The 17,320-nt window shown below is 74.3% G+C and carries 15 protein-coding genes; 7 read left to right on the top strand and 8 right to left on the bottom strand.

Annotated features, from left to right (window positions below):
* The first annotated feature begins 76 nt into the window (after nucleotides 1–76).
* Entirely contained in the window at nucleotides 77–655 is a 579-nt protein-coding gene (fxsA, locus tag AC067U_RS34565) for an FxsA family membrane protein (protein ID WP_478833803.1), read from the top strand.
* Nucleotides 656–874: 219 nt separating this feature from the next.
* Here fxsA and AC067U_RS34560 read toward each other — a convergent pair whose 3' ends face one another.
* The 3 genes from AC067U_RS34560 to AC067U_RS34550 all read right to left on the bottom strand — a co-directional run bounded on the left by AC067U_RS34560 (nucleotide 875) and on the right by AC067U_RS34550 (nucleotide 3,682).
* Complete coding sequence (locus tag AC067U_RS34560) at nucleotides 875–1,249, bottom strand: RNA polymerase-binding protein RbpA (protein WP_003959706.1); 375 nt, start codon at nucleotides 1,247–1,249, stop codon at nucleotides 875–877.
* A 268-nt stretch (nucleotides 1,250–1,517) separates the two neighbouring features.
* A complete protein-coding gene (locus AC067U_RS34555) occupies nucleotides 1,518–2,882 on the bottom strand; it encodes an MFS transporter (protein ID WP_478833802.1) in 1,365 nt (454 codons plus the stop codon).
* Between the two features lie 29 nt (nucleotides 2,883–2,911).
* Complete coding sequence (locus tag AC067U_RS34550; RefSeq protein WP_478833801.1) at nucleotides 2,912–3,682, bottom strand: glycerophosphodiester phosphodiesterase family protein; 771 nt, start codon at nucleotides 3,680–3,682, stop codon at nucleotides 2,912–2,914.
* A gap of 289 nt (nucleotides 3,683–3,971) precedes the next feature.
* On the opposite strand from AC067U_RS34550, the gene AC067U_RS34545 reads away from it, so the two are divergent.
* Complete coding sequence (locus AC067U_RS34545; protein WP_478833800.1) at nucleotides 3,972–5,474, top strand: SCO1417 family PLP biosynthesis transcription factor; 1,503 nt, start codon at nucleotides 3,972–3,974, stop codon at nucleotides 5,472–5,474.
* A gap of 752 nt (nucleotides 5,475–6,226) precedes the next feature.
* On the opposite strand, the gene AC067U_RS34540 is transcribed toward AC067U_RS34545, so the two are convergent.
* A complete protein-coding gene (locus tag AC067U_RS34540; RefSeq protein WP_478833799.1) occupies nucleotides 6,227–7,837 on the bottom strand; it encodes a P-loop NTPase family protein in 1,611 nt (536 codons plus the stop codon).
* A 42-nt stretch (nucleotides 7,838–7,879) separates the two neighbouring features.
* Nucleotides 7,880–8,074, bottom strand: coding sequence for a hypothetical protein (locus AC067U_RS34535; protein WP_030031218.1), 195 nt, complete (start codon nucleotides 8,072–8,074; stop codon nucleotides 7,880–7,882).
* Between the two features lie 264 nt (nucleotides 8,075–8,338).
* On the opposite strand from AC067U_RS34535, the gene AC067U_RS34530 reads away from it, so the two are divergent.
* Together AC067U_RS34530 and AC067U_RS34525 are read left to right on the top strand one after the other, a co-directional pair.
* Complete coding sequence (locus tag AC067U_RS34530; protein ID WP_478833798.1) at nucleotides 8,339–8,761, top strand: ankyrin repeat domain-containing protein; 423 nt, start codon at nucleotides 8,339–8,341, stop codon at nucleotides 8,759–8,761.
* Nucleotides 8,762–9,086: 325 nt separating this feature from the next.
* Nucleotides 9,087–10,547 carry a HEAT repeat domain-containing protein gene (locus tag AC067U_RS34525; protein ID WP_478833797.1) on the top strand — a complete coding sequence of 487 codons (1,461 nt, stop codon included), beginning with the start codon at nucleotides 9,087–9,089 and terminating at the stop codon, nucleotides 10,545–10,547.
* Nucleotides 10,548–12,177: 1,630 nt separating this feature from the next.
* Here the strand turns inward: AC067U_RS34525 and AC067U_RS34520 are convergent.
* From AC067U_RS34520 to AC067U_RS34510, 3 genes are read right to left on the bottom strand one after another with little or no spacing between them, the layout of a single operon-like run.
* Nucleotides 12,178–13,044: a 5-oxoprolinase subunit C family protein gene (locus AC067U_RS34520; RefSeq protein ID WP_478833882.1), complete on the bottom strand. Its 867-nt coding sequence runs from the start codon at nucleotides 13,042–13,044 to the stop codon at nucleotides 12,178–12,180.
* Between the two features lie 41 nt (nucleotides 13,045–13,085).
* Nucleotides 13,086–13,691: a 5-oxoprolinase subunit B family protein gene (locus AC067U_RS34515; protein WP_478833796.1), complete on the bottom strand. Its 606-nt coding sequence runs from the start codon at nucleotides 13,689–13,691 to the stop codon at nucleotides 13,086–13,088.
* A complete protein-coding gene (locus AC067U_RS34510; RefSeq protein WP_478833881.1) occupies nucleotides 13,688–14,446 on the bottom strand; it encodes a LamB/YcsF family protein in 759 nt (252 codons plus the stop codon). The genes AC067U_RS34515 and AC067U_RS34510 overlap by 4 nt, the downstream gene beginning before the upstream one ends.
* Before the next feature lie 204 nt (nucleotides 14,447–14,650).
* Between AC067U_RS34510 and AC067U_RS34505 the strand changes: the two genes are divergently transcribed.
* From AC067U_RS34505 to AC067U_RS34495, 3 genes are read left to right on the top strand one after another with little or no spacing between them, the layout of a single operon-like run.
* Nucleotides 14,651–16,216, top strand: coding sequence for a hypothetical protein (locus AC067U_RS34505; RefSeq protein ID WP_478833795.1), 1,566 nt, complete (start codon nucleotides 14,651–14,653; stop codon nucleotides 16,214–16,216).
* Complete coding sequence (locus AC067U_RS34500) at nucleotides 16,213–16,401, top strand: hypothetical protein (protein WP_478833794.1); 189 nt, start codon at nucleotides 16,213–16,215, stop codon at nucleotides 16,399–16,401. The genes AC067U_RS34505 and AC067U_RS34500 overlap by 4 nt, the downstream gene beginning before the upstream one ends.
* Nucleotides 16,398–17,300 (top strand): hypothetical protein, encoded by a 903-nt coding sequence (locus tag AC067U_RS34495; RefSeq protein WP_478833793.1) that lies wholly within the window; start codon nucleotides 16,398–16,400, stop codon nucleotides 17,298–17,300. The genes AC067U_RS34500 and AC067U_RS34495 overlap by 4 nt, the downstream gene beginning before the upstream one ends.
* Nucleotides 17,301–17,320: the final 20 nt, after the last annotated feature.

Below are 17,320 nucleotides of genomic sequence, written 5' to 3'. Positions count from 1 at the left end.
GGGGGGAGGACCCGTAGGGGGCGGACCGTACTCCGGGCCGACGGCGGGTTTACGGGGCACTTGGCACACTTGGGGTATGACGACCCCGCCCCCCGCCCCGACGGCCCGACGGCGTTCTCCGCGCCGCCCCCGTACCTTCGTGCCGCTGGCCATCGCCGCCTGGCTGGTCCTTGAGATCTGGCTGCTCGGAGTGGTGGCCCGCGAGATCGGCGGACTGGCCGTACTGGCCCTCCTCGCGGCCGGGCTGGTGCTGGGCGCGGTGGTCATCAAGCGGGCCGGACGGCGGGCGTTCAAGAACCTCGGCGCCACCTTCCAGCAGCCCCAGGAAGGCCGCCCCCCGACGCCGCCCCCGTCGGCGGGCAAGGGCTCGGGCAACGGCCTGACCATGCTGGCCGGCCTGCTGCTGATCCTGCCGGGCCTGCTGTCCGACGTGGCCGGACTGCTCCTGTTGCTCCCGCCGGTCCGTGCCGTGGTGGGCCGCCGCTTCGAAGGGATGCTGGAGAAGAAGGTCGCCTCGGCCCGGGCCGGCTCCTTCGGCGACGCCTTCCAGCAGGCCCGCATCCACTACCCCGACGGCAAGATCGTCCAGGGCGAGGTCATCCGCGAGGACCGCCCGTCCGACCCGGACCCGACCCGCCCCCCGCTGACGCCGTAACGCCCGCCGCATCCCGCCGCCGTGTGGGCAGGCGTGCCCAGGGCGATAGGGGCCACACCCTCACCCGCAGCCCGGCCCCGGCGCGTCCGAAGCCGGCCCCCGGGGCCACCCGGCCCGGCGGGACGCGCCCAGCCCGGGCCGGGCAAGGCATGCCGAACGCCCGCGGGGCCCTGCCACCAAAAAGGTCGCAGGGCCCCGCGGGCTTTACGCGCAAATGCGCTACGCGGACTTCCGGCTGTCGCGCGGATGCACGGCAATGTTCATCGCCCCGGAGCGCAGGACCGCCAGCCGCTCGGCCAGCACCTCCTCGAGCTCCTCGCGGGTACGCCGCTCCATGAGCATGTCCCAGTGCGTTCGCGCAGGCTTGCCCTTCTTCTCCTCGGGCCCGTCCCCGTCCACCAGGAGTGCCTGGGCGCCGCACGCCTTGCACTCCCACTCCGGCGGAATTTCTGCCTCAACCGAGAACGGCATCTCAAATCGATGTCCGTTCTGGCATGCGTACTCCACCGCCTGGCGCGGGGCCAGATCGATGCCGCGGTCCGTCTCGTAGCTGGTAACCACGAGGCGCGTACCGCGGAGAGCTCGCTCACTCATGAATCGTGCCTCCCGGGCTTGTCGCCCACAGGACAGGTGTCGCTGTCGTCGTCATCCGGTCAACGTCCGGTCGGCGGTATAGATTCCCGCTCCGGGTGATGCGTCGCCCGTCGTGCCGCCCCTTGTTGTACCCACCAATGCCCGTTTTGTCACATCTGGCAGCAGATGTCACCCAACGTCTTCACTTCTTCAACACGCAGTAACGGTCCGCCTGGCAGGCCAAAGGCGTACACTACCGCCCTTTTAGTTTGACGTCTAAATCCGTACGTCAGATCCGGGACGGAACGGGATTTCCCGCCGCTTCCACCGCCCGGCGGACCGGCACCCGGGCCAGGAGAACGAAGCCGAGTGCGAAGAAGATCACCAATGAGACGATCGCGTCCCGGTAGCTCCCCGTCAACTGGTAGGTCAGGCCGAACACCAACGGTCCGATCCAGGACACCCCGCGGTCGCTGATCTCGTACGCGGAGAAGTACTCGGCCTCCTTGCCCCGGGGCACCAGATGCGAGAACAGCGAGCGGGACAGCGCCTGGCTGCCGCCCAGGACCAGGCCGATCGCCGCGGCCAGCACGAAGAACCACACCGGGGTCCGGGCCGGCAGGAAGTATCCGGCGGCCAGGGTCAGCGTCCACGCCACCAGCGATCCGAGGATCGTGCGCTTGGCGCCGTAGCGGAGGGCGAGCCGCCCCATGCCGAGTGCCCCCACCACTGCCAGGACCTGCACCAGCAGTACCGCGACGATCAGTGTGGACTGCTCCAGCTCCAGTTCCTCGGAGCCGTAGACCGAGGCCTGGGAGATCACGGTCTGCACGCCGTCGTTGTAGATCAGGTACGCGAGCAGGAAGGACAACGTGAGCGGGTGCCGCCGCATGTCCTTGAGCGTGGCCATCAGCTGCTTCCAGCCCGTGCCGACGGGCCGGTCCGCACCGCCCTCCCGCACCACGGCCCGGTCGCGCAGCCGCCGCAGCGGGATGACCGCGAACGCACCCCACCACAGGCCCGCCGAGGCCAGGCAGATCCGGACGGCCGTCCCCTCGGAGAGTCCGAAGGACTCGTGCCCCTGGAACAGCACCAGGTTCAGGACCAGCACGAACGCGCCCGAGGTGTAGCCGAAGGCCCAGCCCCGGGACGAGACCGCGTCCCGCTCGTCCGGCTCGGCGATCTGCGGCAGGTACGCGTTGTACAGCACCATCGAGACGGCCAGCGAGGCGTTCGCCACGATCAGCAGCAGCCCGCCCAGCAGATAGCGGTCGCCGCCCAGCAGGAACATGCCGGCGGTCGCCGTCGCCCCCGTGTACGCGGCCGCCGCCAGCAGCGGCTTCTTCCGGCCCGTCCGGTCGGCCAGCGCGCCGACCAGCGGCATCAGCAGCACCGCCACGATCACCGACACGGACACCGAGTAGGCGAAGAAAGACCCCGCCCGCACCGGGATGCCCAGCGGGTGCACGAACCCCTCGGCGTCCGCGGCCTTCTTGGCCACCGCCGTCAGGTAGGGCCCGAGGAACACCGTCAGCACGCTCGTCGAATAGACGGAGCAGGCGAAGTCGTAGAAGTACCAACCGCGCTGCTCGCGTATGCGCTCGGCTCTGCCCGCCTCGTCGGCCGCCGCCCCGTCGGTCGTCTGCGCGCTCACTCCCGGCCCCCTTGCTGTCCCGTGCGGGCCTACGCCCAGGCCCCGCGCCGGTCCAGGACCGTGCGCAGGATGTCGATCCGGTCCGTCATGATGCCATCGACACCCAGGTCGAGCAGCGCCTCCATACGTTCCGATTCGTTCACGGTCCACACGTGGACCTGCAGGCCGCGCTCGTGCGCCGCCCGGACGAACCGCCGGTCCACCACCCGGATACCGCCCTGGCTCTCCGGCACCTGCGCCGCCACCGCGCCCACGCGCAACGCCGCCGGGATCGCGTACGAGCGCAGCCGCAGGCCGACGACCCCCGCCACGCCGTACGAGGTGGCCAGGCGCGGGCCGGCCAGCCGGTGCGCCCGGGCCACCCGGCGCTCCGAGAACGAGCCCACGCACACCCGGTCCCACAGCGCGCGGCGGGCGATCAGGTTCACCAGCGGGTGCAGGGCGGACTCGTCCTTGATGTCGATGTTCCAGCGGGCATCCGGGAACTCGTCGAGGAGGTCCTCGAACAGCGGCAGCGGCTCGGAGCCGCCCACCTTGGCCTCCCGCACCCGCGCCCAGGTCAGCTCGGCGATCCGGCCGGTGCTGTCGGTGACCCGGTCCAGGGTCGAGTCGTGGAACGCCACCAGCTTTCCGTCCTGCGTGGCGTGCACATCCGTCTCGAAGTACCGGTAACCCGCTTCGGCGGCGCGCCGGAAGGCGGTGGCGGTGTTCTCCAGGCCGTCCGCCGCCCCGCCGCGGTGCGCGAACGGAATCGGAGCCGGGTGGTCCAGATAGGGATGGCGAAGGTGTACGTGCGTCACGGCGGCAGTATGCACCCCGTACACGGCATCCCGGTGACACGGCGGGGACGGGTGGGATTCGGCCGGGGCCGCGCGGGCACCGACGAACGGCCCCGCGCCCGCCCGAGCCCGCGGCCTGCGGGGGTGAAGCCCGCCCGGGTCCGGTACGGCTCCGGTGCCGAAGCGATTCGGCGGCAGGGCGGCTGGTGCGCGCCGACCGGCCCGTGCGAGTCTGGTCCCCGCAGGACCAATCCAATACCGGCCGCTCCCCGGGCGGAAACGGCCAATCCGAGAAGGTGGACCGGACAGCATGGCTCAGTGGACCTCCGCCGTGGGTGCGACCCAACTCGCCCGGCTGATCACCTCGCAGCAGCCGCGGCCCGCCGTGCCCGGTGCCAGGAAGCCGCCCGCCTACCGTGCCCTGGCCGACGGCATCCGTCTGCTGGTCCTGGAGGGCCGGGTCGCGGTCGCCGCCCGACTGCCCGCCGAGCGCGAACTGGCCGTCGCCCTCTCCCTCTCCCGGACGACCGTCGCCGCCGCCTACGAGGCCCTGCGGACCGAGGGCTTCCTTGAGTCCCGGCGCGGCGCAGGCAGCTGGACCTCCGTACCGGCCGGCAACCCGCTGCCCGCCCGCGGACTGGAACCGCTCCCGCCGGAGGCCCTCGGCTCGATGATCGACCTCGGCTGCGCGGCCCTCCCGGCCCCCGAGCCGTGGCTGACCCGGGCGGTCCAGGGCGCGCTCGAGGAACTCCCGCCGTACGCCCACACGCACGGCGACTACCCGGCCGGGCTGCCCGCCCTGCGGCGGATGCTCGCCGACCGCTACACCGAGCGCGGCATACCGACCATGCCGGAACAGATCATGGTCACCACGGGCGCGATGGGCGCGATCGACGCGATCTGCCACCTCTTCGCGGGGCGCGGCGAACGCATCGCCGTCGAGTCCCCCTCGTACGCCAACATCCTCCAGCTGATGCGCGAGGCCGGGGTCCGCCTGGTGCCGGTCGCCATGTCGGACGGGCTGGACGGCTGGGACCTGCCGACCTGGCGCCAGGTGCTCCGGGACGCCGCCCCGCGCCTGGCCTACGTGGTCGCGGACTTCCACAACCCCACGGGCGCCCTGGCGACCGACGAGCAGCGCCGCGCCATGGTCGAGGCGGCGAAGTCGGCGGGCACGGTACTGGTCGCCGACGAGACGATGGCCGAGCTCCAGCTCGACCCCGACCTGGCCATGCCCCGGCCGATGTGCTCCTTCGACCGGGCGGGCAGCACGGTGATCACGGTCGGTTCGGCCAGCAAGGCGTTCTGGGCGGGCATGCGGATCGGGTGGGTGCGGGCCGCGCCCGACGTCATCCGCAGCCTGGTCGCCGCGCGCGCGTACGCCGACCTGGGCACGCCGGTGCTGGAGCAGCTGGCGGTGAACTGGCTGATGCGGACCGGAGGCTGGACGGACGCGGTGGCCCTGCGCCGCGCCCAGGCCCGCGGGAACCGGGACGCCCTGGTGGCGGCAGTCCGCCGGGAACTCCCCGACTGGGAGTTCTCGGTCCCCCGGGGCGGCCTCACCCTGTGGGCCCGGGCGGGCGGCCTCTCCGGCTCCCGGCTCGCCGAGGCCGGCGAACGCGTCGGCGTCCGCGTCCCCTCGGGGCCGCGCTTCGGTGTGGACGGCGCTTTCGAGGGCTACGTCCGGCTCCCCTTCACGGTGGGCGGCCCGGTGGCCGACGAGGCCGCCACCCGCCTTGCGGCCGCCGCCCGCTTGGTCGCCAGCGGCGCGCCGACCGGCGCGGTCGAACCCTCCCGCGCGTTCGTGGCCTGACCGGCCCTGCGTCTGCGCCGCCATTCCGGCCTCCCGTCCGCGTGCGGGGGGCGCACCGCACCACCCCGCCGCCGTGCGGGCGGGCGCGCCGGCCCCCACCCCGCGGCCAAGGCCGTGTGGGCCACGGCTGCCGGCCGTTGCCACGGCCGTGGGGCGGGCGTGTCGGCCCCCGTCCGGCCGGCCGTGTGGGCAGTCGTGCCGCTGGGGCGATGGGGGTCCCCCCTGCTCGAGCGAAGTCGAGAGCTTGGGGGAGGGTGGGCACACGGCACCCCGGTCCCGCGAGGGCTCGCGCAGCCACCCCGCGCCCCGGTCCGGCTGCGGTCCGGACCCCGTCCGGGCGGAGCTCCGCTCCTGGCGGTGCCGGGTCCGGCGAAGCCACCGCCCTGCCCGGGCGGCGCTGCGGCCAAGCGCGCCAGGGCTTCGGTGGGGGCGGAGCGAGCCTGCGGTGCGGCGTTCCGGTGTGCCCACCCGTTCCGCCCTGCGGAACGCCTGCCCACACCTCGGCGGAGGTGCCTGCCCACGCCTCGGCGGAGGCCGCACACGCCTCGGCGGAGGCCGCCCACACCTCCGGCGGAGGCCCGCCCACACCTGGGCGGAGGCCGCACACGCCTCGGCGGAGACGCCCCCCAGGGTCAGGGCGGGCACAGCCCCTGCGCGGTGGGGTCGTGCGCCCCGGGCCCCGGTGGGGCACGGCACGCTGCGGGACGCCCCCCGCACCGGGCCGAGCGGACTCGGCGTCGACCCCCGCCGGGCTACGCGGTCTCGGCCGGGGCGTCGGCGGACGCCTGAGCCTGGGCCGGGGGCCCCGCCGGGGACTTGGCGACGAAGCCGCCCCCGCCAGGGCACCGCTCCGGCAGCAGCCCGAGCACCGCCTCCCGTGCCGCCCCCGCCGCCGAGTCGTCGTACGGGTCCGGAGTCACCGGCACCTGGAGCCGGTGCACCGGCCCCGCGCCCAGCCGCGCGTACCCCCGCCCGGCCGGCACCTCCGCCGTCGGCGTCGTGTGCGGCGGCAGCCCCAGCACGCCCGTGATCTGCGGGATCGACGCCGAGCCCAGCACCACCCGGGCCCGGGTGTGCGCCCACACCGCCTCGCTCAACAGCTCCAGCTGGTCGAAGTGCTCGGCCACCACCACCGTGACGTTCGCCGACCGCCCGTGCCGCAGCGGCACCTGCAGCAGCGCGAACGGATCACCCCGCCCGTCCCCCTCCGCGGCCGAGGCCGCCGCCAAGTGCCCCAGCACGCTCGGCCGGTCCAGCAGCACCCACAGCGGCCGCCGGGTGTCCTCCGGCGCCGGCCGCCCCGCCTGCCGCGCCCGGTTCGTGGCGATCAGCCGCCGCTCGGTCTCGTGCGCGACCCACTTCAGCGTCGCCCGGGCCCCGCCCAGCCCGCACTCCACCGCCAGCACGCCAGCCCGGCCGGTCAGGCAGGTGTACTCCCCGCTGCCCCCGCCCTCCACGATCAGCACGCCCGCCCCGTGGTGCAGCGCCTGCAGTGCGATCGACCGGAGCAGGGTCGACGTACCGCTGCCCGGCTGGCCCACGGCGAGCAGGTGCGGTTCGGTCGCCCGCGGGCCCGTGCGCCAGATCACCGGCGGCACGTCCCGCGTCTCCACCCCGTCCAGCACCGGCAGGGTCCGCGGCACGCCGCCGGAGTCGGTGAAGCCGAGAACCATCTCCCCGGGAGAGGTGACGAAGCGCTGCGCGGCGATGCCGGCCGGCAGCGGCGGCAGCACGCTCAGGTCGAGGGTGTTGCCCTCCTCGTCCCAGTCGAAGAGGTACTCGCGGCCGCGCCCGGACTTGGCGTGCAGCAGGGCCTCGATCCGGGCCCGGGAATCGGACTCGCCGTCGGTGAAGTACGCGGGGTAGCGGATCCGGAGCCGGGTGAGTCGGCCCGCGGAATCGAACGCGTACCCGCTGAATGCCTTGTCCCAGCCGCCGCCGTGGGCGAACAGCGGGGCGGGGTCCTCCGGGATGGAGAAGTACGGTACGAGGGCCTCGTAGAGCGAGCCGAGCCGTTCCGCCTCGGCCTCGCCCGGCCCGGTGCTCACGGGGGTGCGGTCGCGTCCCTGCCAGCCCGCCGCCGCCATCAGCGTGATCAGCCCGAGCAGTGGCCCGTACGGCATCAGCGCCAGCGCCAGCACGCAGGCCGCGCCGAGGAACAGCGCGGGACCGCGCTTGTCCTTGGGGGTGTCGGCCCACTTGCGCCGCCCGGAGGCGGCCAGGACGCGCAGCCCGCGCCCGATGACGAGGAGCGGATGGAGGACGTCCGTGGCGCTGTCGGCAGCGGTTCTCGCGAGATCGCGGCCCCGGGCCAGCGACGCGTTGCCGTGCTGGAGGATACGGGGAAGTGGGCGCCTGGCCACGGGCGTCTCCTGGAGTTGTGGATGCGGCGAGGGCGGGGCCGGTCAGAGCTTGATGCCGCCGAGCAGGCTGGCGAGGCTCGCCGTACTCGCCGTGATGCTCGGCGCGATCGCCGAACCCGCGAGGAAGAAGCCGAAGAGGGAGCAGACGAAGGCGTGGGTCAGCTTCATCCCGTCCTTCTTGAAGAAGAGGAAGCAGATGATGCCGAGCAGGACGACGCCCGAGATGGACAGGACCATGGCAGGTTCTCCTGATGGGTGGGGACGGTGGGGGACAGTCACCAACAGTTCTCCCTACCTCACAGGAAGTATCAATGCGACAACAGGTGCATCCGGGTGAATTGCCGGATTTTTCACTTGCCCGGACGAACCGGAGCGGCACCTCTGGGCCGGACCCCGCTCGGGTGGTTACGGCCAGTAAGCTGTCGCATCGTCCGAACGGACGACGCGGCGACCCGGCGGCCCGGCACGGCCCGGCGGTGGAGTGAAAGGCGGTACGGCCCCATGAGCGAGAACCCCCACGACGTCCCGGACGTCCCGGGCATCCCGGACGAGGACGTCATCGAACTGGCGACCAGGATCTTCGACCTGGCCCGGCAGGGTGAGACCGCGACCCTCGTCGCCTACCTCGACGCGGGTGCCCCGGCCAACCTGACCAACGACCGCGGCGACACCCTCGTGATGCTCGCCGCCTACCACGGCCACGCCGAGACCGTCACGGCCCTCCTGGAGCGCGGCGCCGAGGCCGACCGGGCCAACGACCGGGGCCAGACCCCGCTCGCCGGAGCCGTCTTCAAGGGCGAGGAGGCCGTCATCCGAGCCCTCCTCGAGGCCGGCGCCGACCCGGCCGCCGGTACCCCTTCCGCCGTCGACACGGCCCGTATGTTCGGCAAGACCGACCTGCTCAAGCTCTTCGGAGCCGAGTAGTCCGCTTTTTCGGGGGGTGACGGGCCGGTAACGGCCCGCTGATGGCCCGTTCAAGGGCTCGGACCTGATCGCGACTTGATCCCGGGTTGGTCACGGCGGCCGTAAATGTGGTCGCGGCACACAAACCGGCTGGGTCATCATGGCGTCGGATCAGGAGAGAGCCCCGAAATACGGGGTACGGGGGGAGCTCCGGTCACCGACGAAAGAGAGAAGGCAATGGTCTACATCGAGCGGAACAAGACGGCGGACGCCCTCACATGCTGTTACGCGGCTGCGTGAATCCCGATTCCCGGTTGCGTCCCCAGCTTGATTTGAGGCCATTCCCATGTTCGAACCAGTCATAGCTCCGAGCGGTACCCTGCTCGGGCTCCTCCAGCGGGGCCGTGGCGACGGCACGCTGCACGCACTCGCCGCTCCCCGTGCGGAAGCGCTCACGGCGCTGAACCAGTGCGTGCTGCACGACCCGCGCCAGGACTGGCAGGTCGAGAACCGCTCGCTGTACTACGCCAGGCTCTACCTGGACCTCGACGGCCCGCTCGGCGAGATCGCGAGCCACCTCTTCTGTGCCGAGGACCTCCTCTCCGCCGACCTCTGTGCCGACGACGCGTCCGGCGAGCAGGCCCGGCAGGAGCGGCTCGACCGGGCGGAGGCCCGTACCGGGCTCGCCCTGTCCGTCCTGGGCCACCTCGCCTCCTACGGCCGCGACGACGCGCTGATGCTGCTGCGCCGGTACGCCGCGTGCGGCGCGAACTGGGCCTGGGCCCTGGACGAGCTCGCACTGCGCGACGACGACGCCGGCCTGCGCGCCCTCGCCGGACCCGTGCTGGCCCGCTTCCCCGCCACGCCCGAAGGTGAGGCGCGGCTGGCCGCCGCCGTCCGCGACGCGTACGAACCGCGCCCGTGGAGCCTGTGGGAAGCGCTGCCCGAGCACAGCGCCCGGCTGCGCGCCGCCCGCGAGCAGGGTTCCTTCTCACGCTGGCAGCGTCAGATGACCGCGAACGGGCCGCGCCCCGGCTGGAGCGTGCAGGCCGTGTTCGACTGGGCCGCCGACGGCCTGCGCCGCGGCACCCCGCTGCACGTGCCCGCCGCACGCTGCCTGGCCGCCGTGGCCACGCCCGAGGACCGCCCGCGCATCCTCGCCGCGGCCGCCGGCGCGGCCGGCGAGGCCGCCCGCGCCACCGCCCTGCACCACCTGGTGCTGGCCGAGCCGGAGAACCCGGCCGTGCTCGACCTCATCGAAGCCGCCGCCGACGAACCCGCCATCGCCGCCTACCAGCGCATGTGCGGACCGTCCGCGGTGGCCCGCGCCCGTACCTGGGCCGGCCGGCCCGACGCCCTGGGGGCGGCGGCGGCCGCCCTGCTCGCCGCCCACGGCGGCGCCGAGGACGCGCCGCTGGTCCTGTCGGTCCTCCGCTCCACGGTCCGCTCCGAGGGCCCGGACGCAGTGGCCCTGTTCGCGCTCGTGGACGGCGCGGGCCGATTGGCGATCGGCTGCGCGGCACCCGTCCTGCGGCACGTCTACCGAGAGACCTCCTCGTCCCACCTGCGAGGGCGCGCGGCCCGCGCCCTGGCGGCGACGGACCCCAGCTTCGCGGCGGGCTTCGCCGTCGAATGCCTCTGGGACTGCGAGGAGTCCACCCGCGAGGTCGCCGCCCACCACGCCGAAACGGCCGACTCCCGGGTCGCCGACCGCCTCCGCCGCCTCGCAGCCGACCCGGCCGAGGAAGAGGACGTCCAGTCCGCGGTCCGAGACCGCATCTCACGCGGCACGGAACGAGCGGTGTAGCCGCGCCCGACTGCCGAACCGAACGCGGGCCCGCGGCCTTGCCCCTGGTAGGGGCGGGGACGCGGGCCCGCTGCCGTTTCGGTGGGGCGGGGTGGGGCGGGGTGGAGCGGGCGTGGGAGCAGGGGTGAGGGCAGGGAGCGAGGCGAGCCCCGGAGGGCGGCTGGGGCGGAGCCCCGCTTGCGGCGGAGCCGCGTATCGGTGCTGGCGGGAAGGGCGGGGTGGAGGCGATGCCCCGCACGGATCTGAGGCCGGGTGCACGGAGGCCGTTTCGCCCGGGCGGCGTCTGGGGAGCACCCGGGGGCTGCCCGTCAGTCCCAGTGTCATTACGTGCCGGCCGCCGGCGTCAAGGGCGCTCCTTCGTCGCGTCGGCAAGCCGATGGCCCTTCGGGCCACCCTTGACACCGACGACCGTCACGCAACGACAAGGACTGTCGGGCCGCCCCCGGGGGATGGCATGGGAGGATCGAGGCGGCGAGGACTCTGGCGTTGGCGGGCACGAGCAGTGGCTGTCGCTCGGCCGGCCGCCCTCCGGGCGGACGCGGAAGTGAAGTGGATCAGATCTACGTAATTTGGGCCGGTCCAGGCGCACCAAATCGCTACGCGCTCCTGCCGATCAGCGGATGCGGGCCGCCGGTGGCCGGACATAGACCGCCACCGATCGCTACGCGCTCCTGGCCGTCTCGGCGGCAGGCGGCCCGCCCGGGGCCGAGACCATCACACGGCAACAAGCGCCCTCGATCGCTACGCCCTCCGGCCGGAATGGCGGTCGGCAGGCGGATGGGGGGGATGCACGGAGATCGGGCGCAGACGCCGCCGATCGCTGCACGCTTCTGCGGCAACGGCGGCAGCCGGACCGCCAAGGGCTGAACCTTCTGAGAGGGAAGGCCGACGACCGTCAGCGGTCCCGGAGTCGGGCGGCCACCCGGCAGCCCGCACCCGCCGACAGACCGGAGCGCGTAGCGATCGATGGCGGCCTGTGTTCGGCCCCCGGCGGGCCGCACCCGCCGCTGGTCCGAAGCGCGTAGAGATCGTGGGCGCTTCTCTCAGCCCCGGAATCCGCACCCGCCGACAGACCGAAGCGCGTAGCGATCGTTGGCGGTCTCTGTCCGGCCCCAGACTGGCCGCATCCGCCGTCCGGCAGGAGCACGTAGCGATCTGGTGCGCCCTGGACCGGCCCAAATTACGTAGATCTGATCCACTTCACCACTGCCCCCGCCCGGAGGGCGGCTGGCCGGGCGGGAGCCGCTGCTCGTGCCCGCCAACGCCAGAGCGTCAGGATCCGAAGGCTCCTCCCATGCCATCCCCCGGGGGCGGCCCGACAGTCCTTGTCGTTGCGTGACGGTCGTCGGGGTCAAGGGGGGCCCGAAGGGCCATCGGCTTGCCGACGCGACCAACGGGAGCGCCCTTGACGCCGACGGGCGGCACGTAATGACACTGGGACTGACGGGCAGCCCCCGGGCACCTCCTGATACCGCCCAGGCGGAGCCTAGGCACACCCCCGCCCCCGCCCCATAGGCTGCTTCCCTCCCAGGGTGTCCGGTTTCCCCGCCTCACTCCGCCCCGCTGGACGGTTCCGCCAAGGAATGCCCCGTCCTCCCGGCCCCGCCCCACCCCCTCCGTCCCGCTGCGCCTACACCACCCTGAAGCGGACCGGGGTTCCCGGGCGGGACTGGGCCAGCGGCGGCAGGGCGGCGGGCGGGACCACGCCCAGGACCGGGTAGCCGCCGGTGACCGGGTGGTCGGCGAGGAAGACGACCGGGAGGCCGTTCGGGGGGACCTGGACCGCGCCCAGAACCATGCCCTCGCTGGGGAGTTCACCCGGGCGGGAGCGGACCAGGGGCGGGCCGGACTCCACCCGGAGGCCGATGCGGTTCGTCTCGGACGAGACCCGGTACGTTCCATGGGTCAGGGCGGTCACCGACTCCCGGGTGAACCAGTCGTCCCTCGGGCCCAGCCGGATCGGCAGCACCAATTCGTCCGGGGGAGCCGGGACGGGCAGCACGTCCGTGGCCGAGGCGGGCGACGCGTACGGCCGGCCGACCGGCAGGATCGTCCCCGTCACCAGGGCCGCCGGGCCCAGACCGGAGAGCAGGTCCGTCGAGCGGCTCCCCAAGACCGGCGGAACCGCGAAGCCGCCGCGCACCGCCACGTAGCTGCGCACCCCGTGGGTGGCCGTGCCCACCTCCAGCACCGCCCCGGCAGGCACGCGTACCGGCGCTCCCCAGGGCGCCGGGCGGCCGGCCACCCGCACCGGACACGGTGCGCCCGTCACGGCGATCGTCACCGCCGTGCGGGCCCGTAGGGCGACGCCGTCCAGGGTGGTCTCCAGAGTGGCCGCCTCCGCCGGGTTGCCCAGCAGGCGGTTGGCCAGGGCGTGGGCCGGGGCGTCGAGGGCACCCGAGCGGGGCACGCCCAGGTGGGCGTGTCCGGGCCGGCCGAGGTCCTGGACGGTGGTCAGCGCACCGGGCCGGACCACCTCGGCCTCCGCCTCCGCCACCTCCTCCTCCGCCTCATCCGCCGCGTCGCGCACTTCTCCGCTCATCCCGCCGCCTCCGTGAACCGCACCCGTACCCCCGGTTCGAACAGTGCCGCCGGATCCCGTCGCGGGTCCCACAGGACCGCGTCCGTGGTCCCGATGAGCTGCCAGCCGCCCGGGGAGGAGCGCGGGTACACCCCGGCGTATTCGCCCGCCAGGGCGAGCGAGCCGGCCGGCACCGTCGTGCGGGGCGTTGCGCGACGCGGTACGTGACAGCGCTCGGGCAGGCCGGTCAGGTAGCCGAAGCCGGGTGCGAAACCGCAGAACGCCACGCGGAAGCCCGTACCGCAGACCACCCCCGCCACCTGATCGGGGCTGACGCCCCAGATCTCCGCTACGTCCTCCAGGTCGGGGCCGTCGAAGCGGACCGGGACCGTCACCTCGGGGCCCCGCTGCCGCGTCAGCTCCGGGATGGGCCAGGAGGCGACGCGGGCCGCACGGGCCGGTGAGATGCCGTCCAGCAGGATCGTCCGGGCCGCCGGGACGATGTCCGTCACATCGCCCAGCTCCTCGCGCCGGCGCAGCAGCTCCGCGTGGACGGCCGTCACCTCCGCCGCCGAGTCGAGCTCCAGGAGGACCGCCCCGGGCCCCATCGGGAGGATCCTCACGCCGACTGCTCCGTGAACGCCGCCACCCGTACCCCCGCCTCCGTCAGCGCCCGCCGGACCCGCTTCGCGAGCCGGGCGGCCCCGGGGGTGTCCCCGTGCAGGCACAGCGAGCGGCCGCGGCCCGACCCGACCAGCTCCAGGGCCTGGGCCACCACGGCGTCCGGGTCGTGCAGGACCGCGCCCGGTTCCCCGCGTGGCACCAGGGTGCCCTCGGGGGTGTACGCCCGGTCCGCGAAGGCCTCCGGAACGGCGGGCAGACCCGCTTCCTCGGCGGCTGCCAGCAGCAGGGACCCGGGCAGGCCGAGCACCGGCAGGGGGGTGTCCGGGCCGGCCGCGAGCCGGACGCCGGCGACGACCGCGGCCGCCTGGCCGGCGTCGTGCACGGTCCGGTTGTACAGCGCGCCGTGCGGCTTGACGTACGACACCCGGGAGCCGGCCGCGCGGGCGAAGACCTCCAGGGCGCCGATCTGGTACGCGATCTCGGCGGCCAGCTCGGCCGGCGGGACGTCCATCGAGCGGCGGCCGAAGCCGGCCAGGTCGCGGTACGAGACCTGGGCGCCGATGCGTACGCCCCGCCGGGCGGCCAGTTCGCAGACCCGACGCATGATGGACGGGTCGCCGGCGTGGAAGCCGCAGGCCACGTTCGCGCTGGTGACGACGGAGAGCAGGGCATCGTCGTCGGTGAGCGTCCACCGGCCGAAGCCCTCGCCGAGGTCGGCGTTGAGGTCGATCACCGGAGCCGCAGGTGTGATCATGGAAGCCATGCCGTGAGCGTAGAGCAGGCCGCGCCAAGGGATCCGGGCGGCGGCCGCCGCGCCGCCCACTGCGCAACCCGCTACGCCGTCGCCGGGCCGCCCACTGCGCCGCCCACCCTGCCGCCCACCGCGGCGCCACCGCGCCGCCACCGTCCTGTCGCGCGCCGTCTCCGTGGCGGATGCCCGCCCACGGCCGTGGCCTGGATGATCGGCCGAACCGCGCCGTTTGGGTGGTTGTCGGTGAGACCGCCTAATCTTTCCGTCGTGACGTTTCCTGCCCCGGCGAAGACCCTCCCGTCCCCGGCCCCGGGCCCGGCCGCCGACGAGGGCCTGGCGCGGCGGCTGCGGGCGCTCGCGTGCACGGCGCCCCTGCACGACCTGGACACCCGCAAGGCCAATCTGGCCGGCGAGTACGGGGTCTACGCGATGGCGGAGGTGGCCCTCGCCGCGATCGACCTGGTCACGCTGAACATGGACTTCGACACCGGCGCCGACCACGACCAGATAGTGGCCAGGTTGCTGCCGCGCGTCGCCGCCCAGGCCCCGCAGCGCCCGGTGGCCGAGCACGAGCGGGTGGCCCGCTGGGTGCTGGAGAACCTGATCAACGTCGGCAGCGTGGACCGCGGGTTCCGCGCCGTGTACGGCACGTTCGGCGCCGACGGCGTCTACGTGCGCAGGGACTACGACTTCAAGCTGATCGAGGAGGTCCCGGGCTACGGCGGCGCGGTCTACCTGCGCACCACCGACGAGGCCGTCAACGTGCTGGTCGGCGCCCTGGACACCGATGTCACCAGCGCCCAGATCGCCGCCGAGGTGAAGCTGGAGGTGCTGATCAGCCGCGGCCGGCTGGCGGACGCCCAGCTCGCCGCGGAGCAGGCCCGCTACCGGACCGTGCAGTACGCCGAGACGCTCCGCCGCACCCTGGAGGCCACCCGGCGGAACGTGCGCGCGGTGGACTGGCTCCAGGCCGTCCCCGACATGATCGCCGAGGCGCTGGACCACGTCGCGGACCGGTACCGGCACGAGAACGCGATCCTGACCAACATCCGCAAGGCCCGGGACGAGGCGGAGGACCCGGACAACAAGCGGCGGGCCGCCGAACTGGTCGACATCGTCAAGGACTGCATCCGCCGCCACACCCAGCTCCAGTCCCGGCTGCTGGACGCCGGCCCGCTGTTCCGGGCCGAGCAGGACCGCCAGGCGTTCGCCCCACCCGCGCCGCGCTCCGGCATCGACCTCTACGGGCAGCTCGTGGCCCCCGTCCTGCCGCTGCCGCTGGAGCAGGCCACCCGCGTCACCGACGCCTTCTTCGCGGCCGGCACCGGCCTGCGCACGCCCGTCTCGGTGCGGGTCGTCGACCTCGTCGAGATCCTGCTCACCCCGCCGCTGGAGCGGGAGCACCTCGGTGCCGAGATGCCCGAGCCCGACCTGATCGCCACCCCGGACGACAGCCGGTTCAGCGAGGAGCAGCTCGCCTCCGCCATGGAGCTGCTCGACCTGCCGCACGACGCGCCGCGCCGACTTTCCGGCCTGCTGGCCGAGGCCCGGCTCCGGGACCCGGACCTGCCGTACCTGGTGGCGCTGCTCGCCGTGCACGCGGCCAGCCCGGCCGTCGGCACGGCGTACCGGCAGGGGGAGGAGCGGCTGCTGTTCGCGGTCGACGACGGCACGGTCCTGGAGGACCCGGAGTTCGGCGGCGCCGACCTGATCGTGGGCATGGCCCTGCTGGACGCGGCGGGCATGGCAGCGGACCGTACGGAGGCGGCATGACCGCCCGCGGCACCGGCTCGGCCGCCCCCGCCCCGGCCGTGGCGGCCCACAGCCCGGCCCACAGCCCGAACGCAGGCACCCCGAGCCCGAGCCCGAGCCGGACCCGGGTTCGGGTCCGGCTCGGGCGGGTCCCGGTCCGGCAGCACCCCGCACAGCACACCACCGTCAAGGAGCCCCAGCCGTGAGCGAGACCCACGCCGAACACCCCGCGTGGAGCGAGCCCGACGCGCCGTCGGCCCAGGCCCCGGCCCCGGCCGGCTCCCACGTGACCCCCGCCGACGCCGCGGACGCGGCCCGGCTGGTCGCGTACGGCCTGCAGCCCAAGCTGCTCCCCGCCCGCGACGCCGAGTACGCCGACCTGCTGCGCCGCTACCGCGAGGAGGCTGCCTTCGCCCGGCTGGCCGACGCCGTGGCCACCGGGCTCGGCCTGGTCGTGCTGGAGGTCTCCCCGCGGGCAGGCATGGCCGTCGCCGCCGGCGAGGACTCCGTGTTCGCCGTCCGGATGGGCGACTACGCCCGCCGTACCTCCGCGGACGGCGGCGACCGCTTCCTGCACGGCCTGGCCCACCTGGCCGTGGCCGCCCTCGCCTTCCCCCGGCCCGAGGACCTTGCCGACGACGGCTACATCGGCCGGATCACCGTCAACGGGGTGGACGCCTTCGTCCGGCAGGCCTGCCGCCGCCTGGAGGAGCGCGCCGATGAGCTCGGGGAGAACACCGACCCCGAGACGGGCGCCCCCGGCCTGGAGGCCGCGTGGCGGGTCTACGCCCGCCGCAGTGCCACCGGCGCCACCAAGGACGCCCGCCGCCTGGCGGGCTCCACCACCGGCATCGTGGGCAAGGCCGTCGCCTTCCTCACCGACTCCGGCTTCCTGCAGCGCACCGGGGACGACGCCGGCGGCGCGTACCGCACCACCCCCCGCTACCAGTTGCAGGTCCGGGACATGGCCGGCAGCGCCGCGATGGCCGAGCTCCTCGAACTCGGCGTGGTGACCGTCGGCGACGGCTCGGCGAGCCTGCTGCCGCCGCCCGAGGGCGACGACCTGGACCTGGTGGCCGACGCGGGCCTCCCGTTCCACGCCTGACCCCCCGCACGCTCCGCACC

This window comes from Streptomyces sp. NPDC043853, from assembly GCF_056436025.1.
The sequence above is the reverse complement of the archived record's forward strand: the minus strand, read 5'-3'. Positions and strand labels throughout refer to the sequence as shown.

Bases quoted from the DNA above. Each gene is read 5' to 3' on its own strand.
- AC067U_RS34535 (WP_030031218.1), bottom strand. From the start codon at position 8,074: ATGGTCCTGTCCATCTCGGGCGTCGTCCTGCTCGGCATCATCTGCTTC.
- AC067U_RS34510 (WP_478833881.1), bottom strand. From the start codon at position 14,446: ATGATCACACCTGCGGCTCCGGTGATCGACCTCAACGCCGACCTCGGC.
- AC067U_RS34545 (WP_478833800.1), top strand. From the start codon at position 3,972: ATGGCTCAGTGGACCTCCGCCGTGGGTGCGACCCAACTCGCCCGGCTG.
- AC067U_RS34560 (WP_003959706.1), bottom strand. From the start codon at position 1,249: ATGAGTGAGCGAGCTCTCCGCGGTACGCGCCTCGTGGTTACCAGCTAC.
- AC067U_RS34530 (WP_478833798.1), top strand. From the start codon at position 8,339: ATGAGCGAGAACCCCCACGACGTCCCGGACGTCCCGGGCATCCCGGAC.
- fxsA (WP_478833803.1), top strand. From the start codon at position 77: ATGACGACCCCGCCCCCCGCCCCGACGGCCCGACGGCGTTCTCCGCGC.
- AC067U_RS34525 (WP_478833797.1), top strand. From the start codon at position 9,087: ATGTTCGAACCAGTCATAGCTCCGAGCGGTACCCTGCTCGGGCTCCTC.
- AC067U_RS34500 (WP_478833794.1), top strand. From the start codon at position 16,213: ATGACCGCCCGCGGCACCGGCTCGGCCGCCCCCGCCCCGGCCGTGGCG.
- AC067U_RS34505 (WP_478833795.1), top strand. From the start codon at position 14,651: ATGATCGGCCGAACCGCGCCGTTTGGGTGGTTGTCGGTGAGACCGCCT.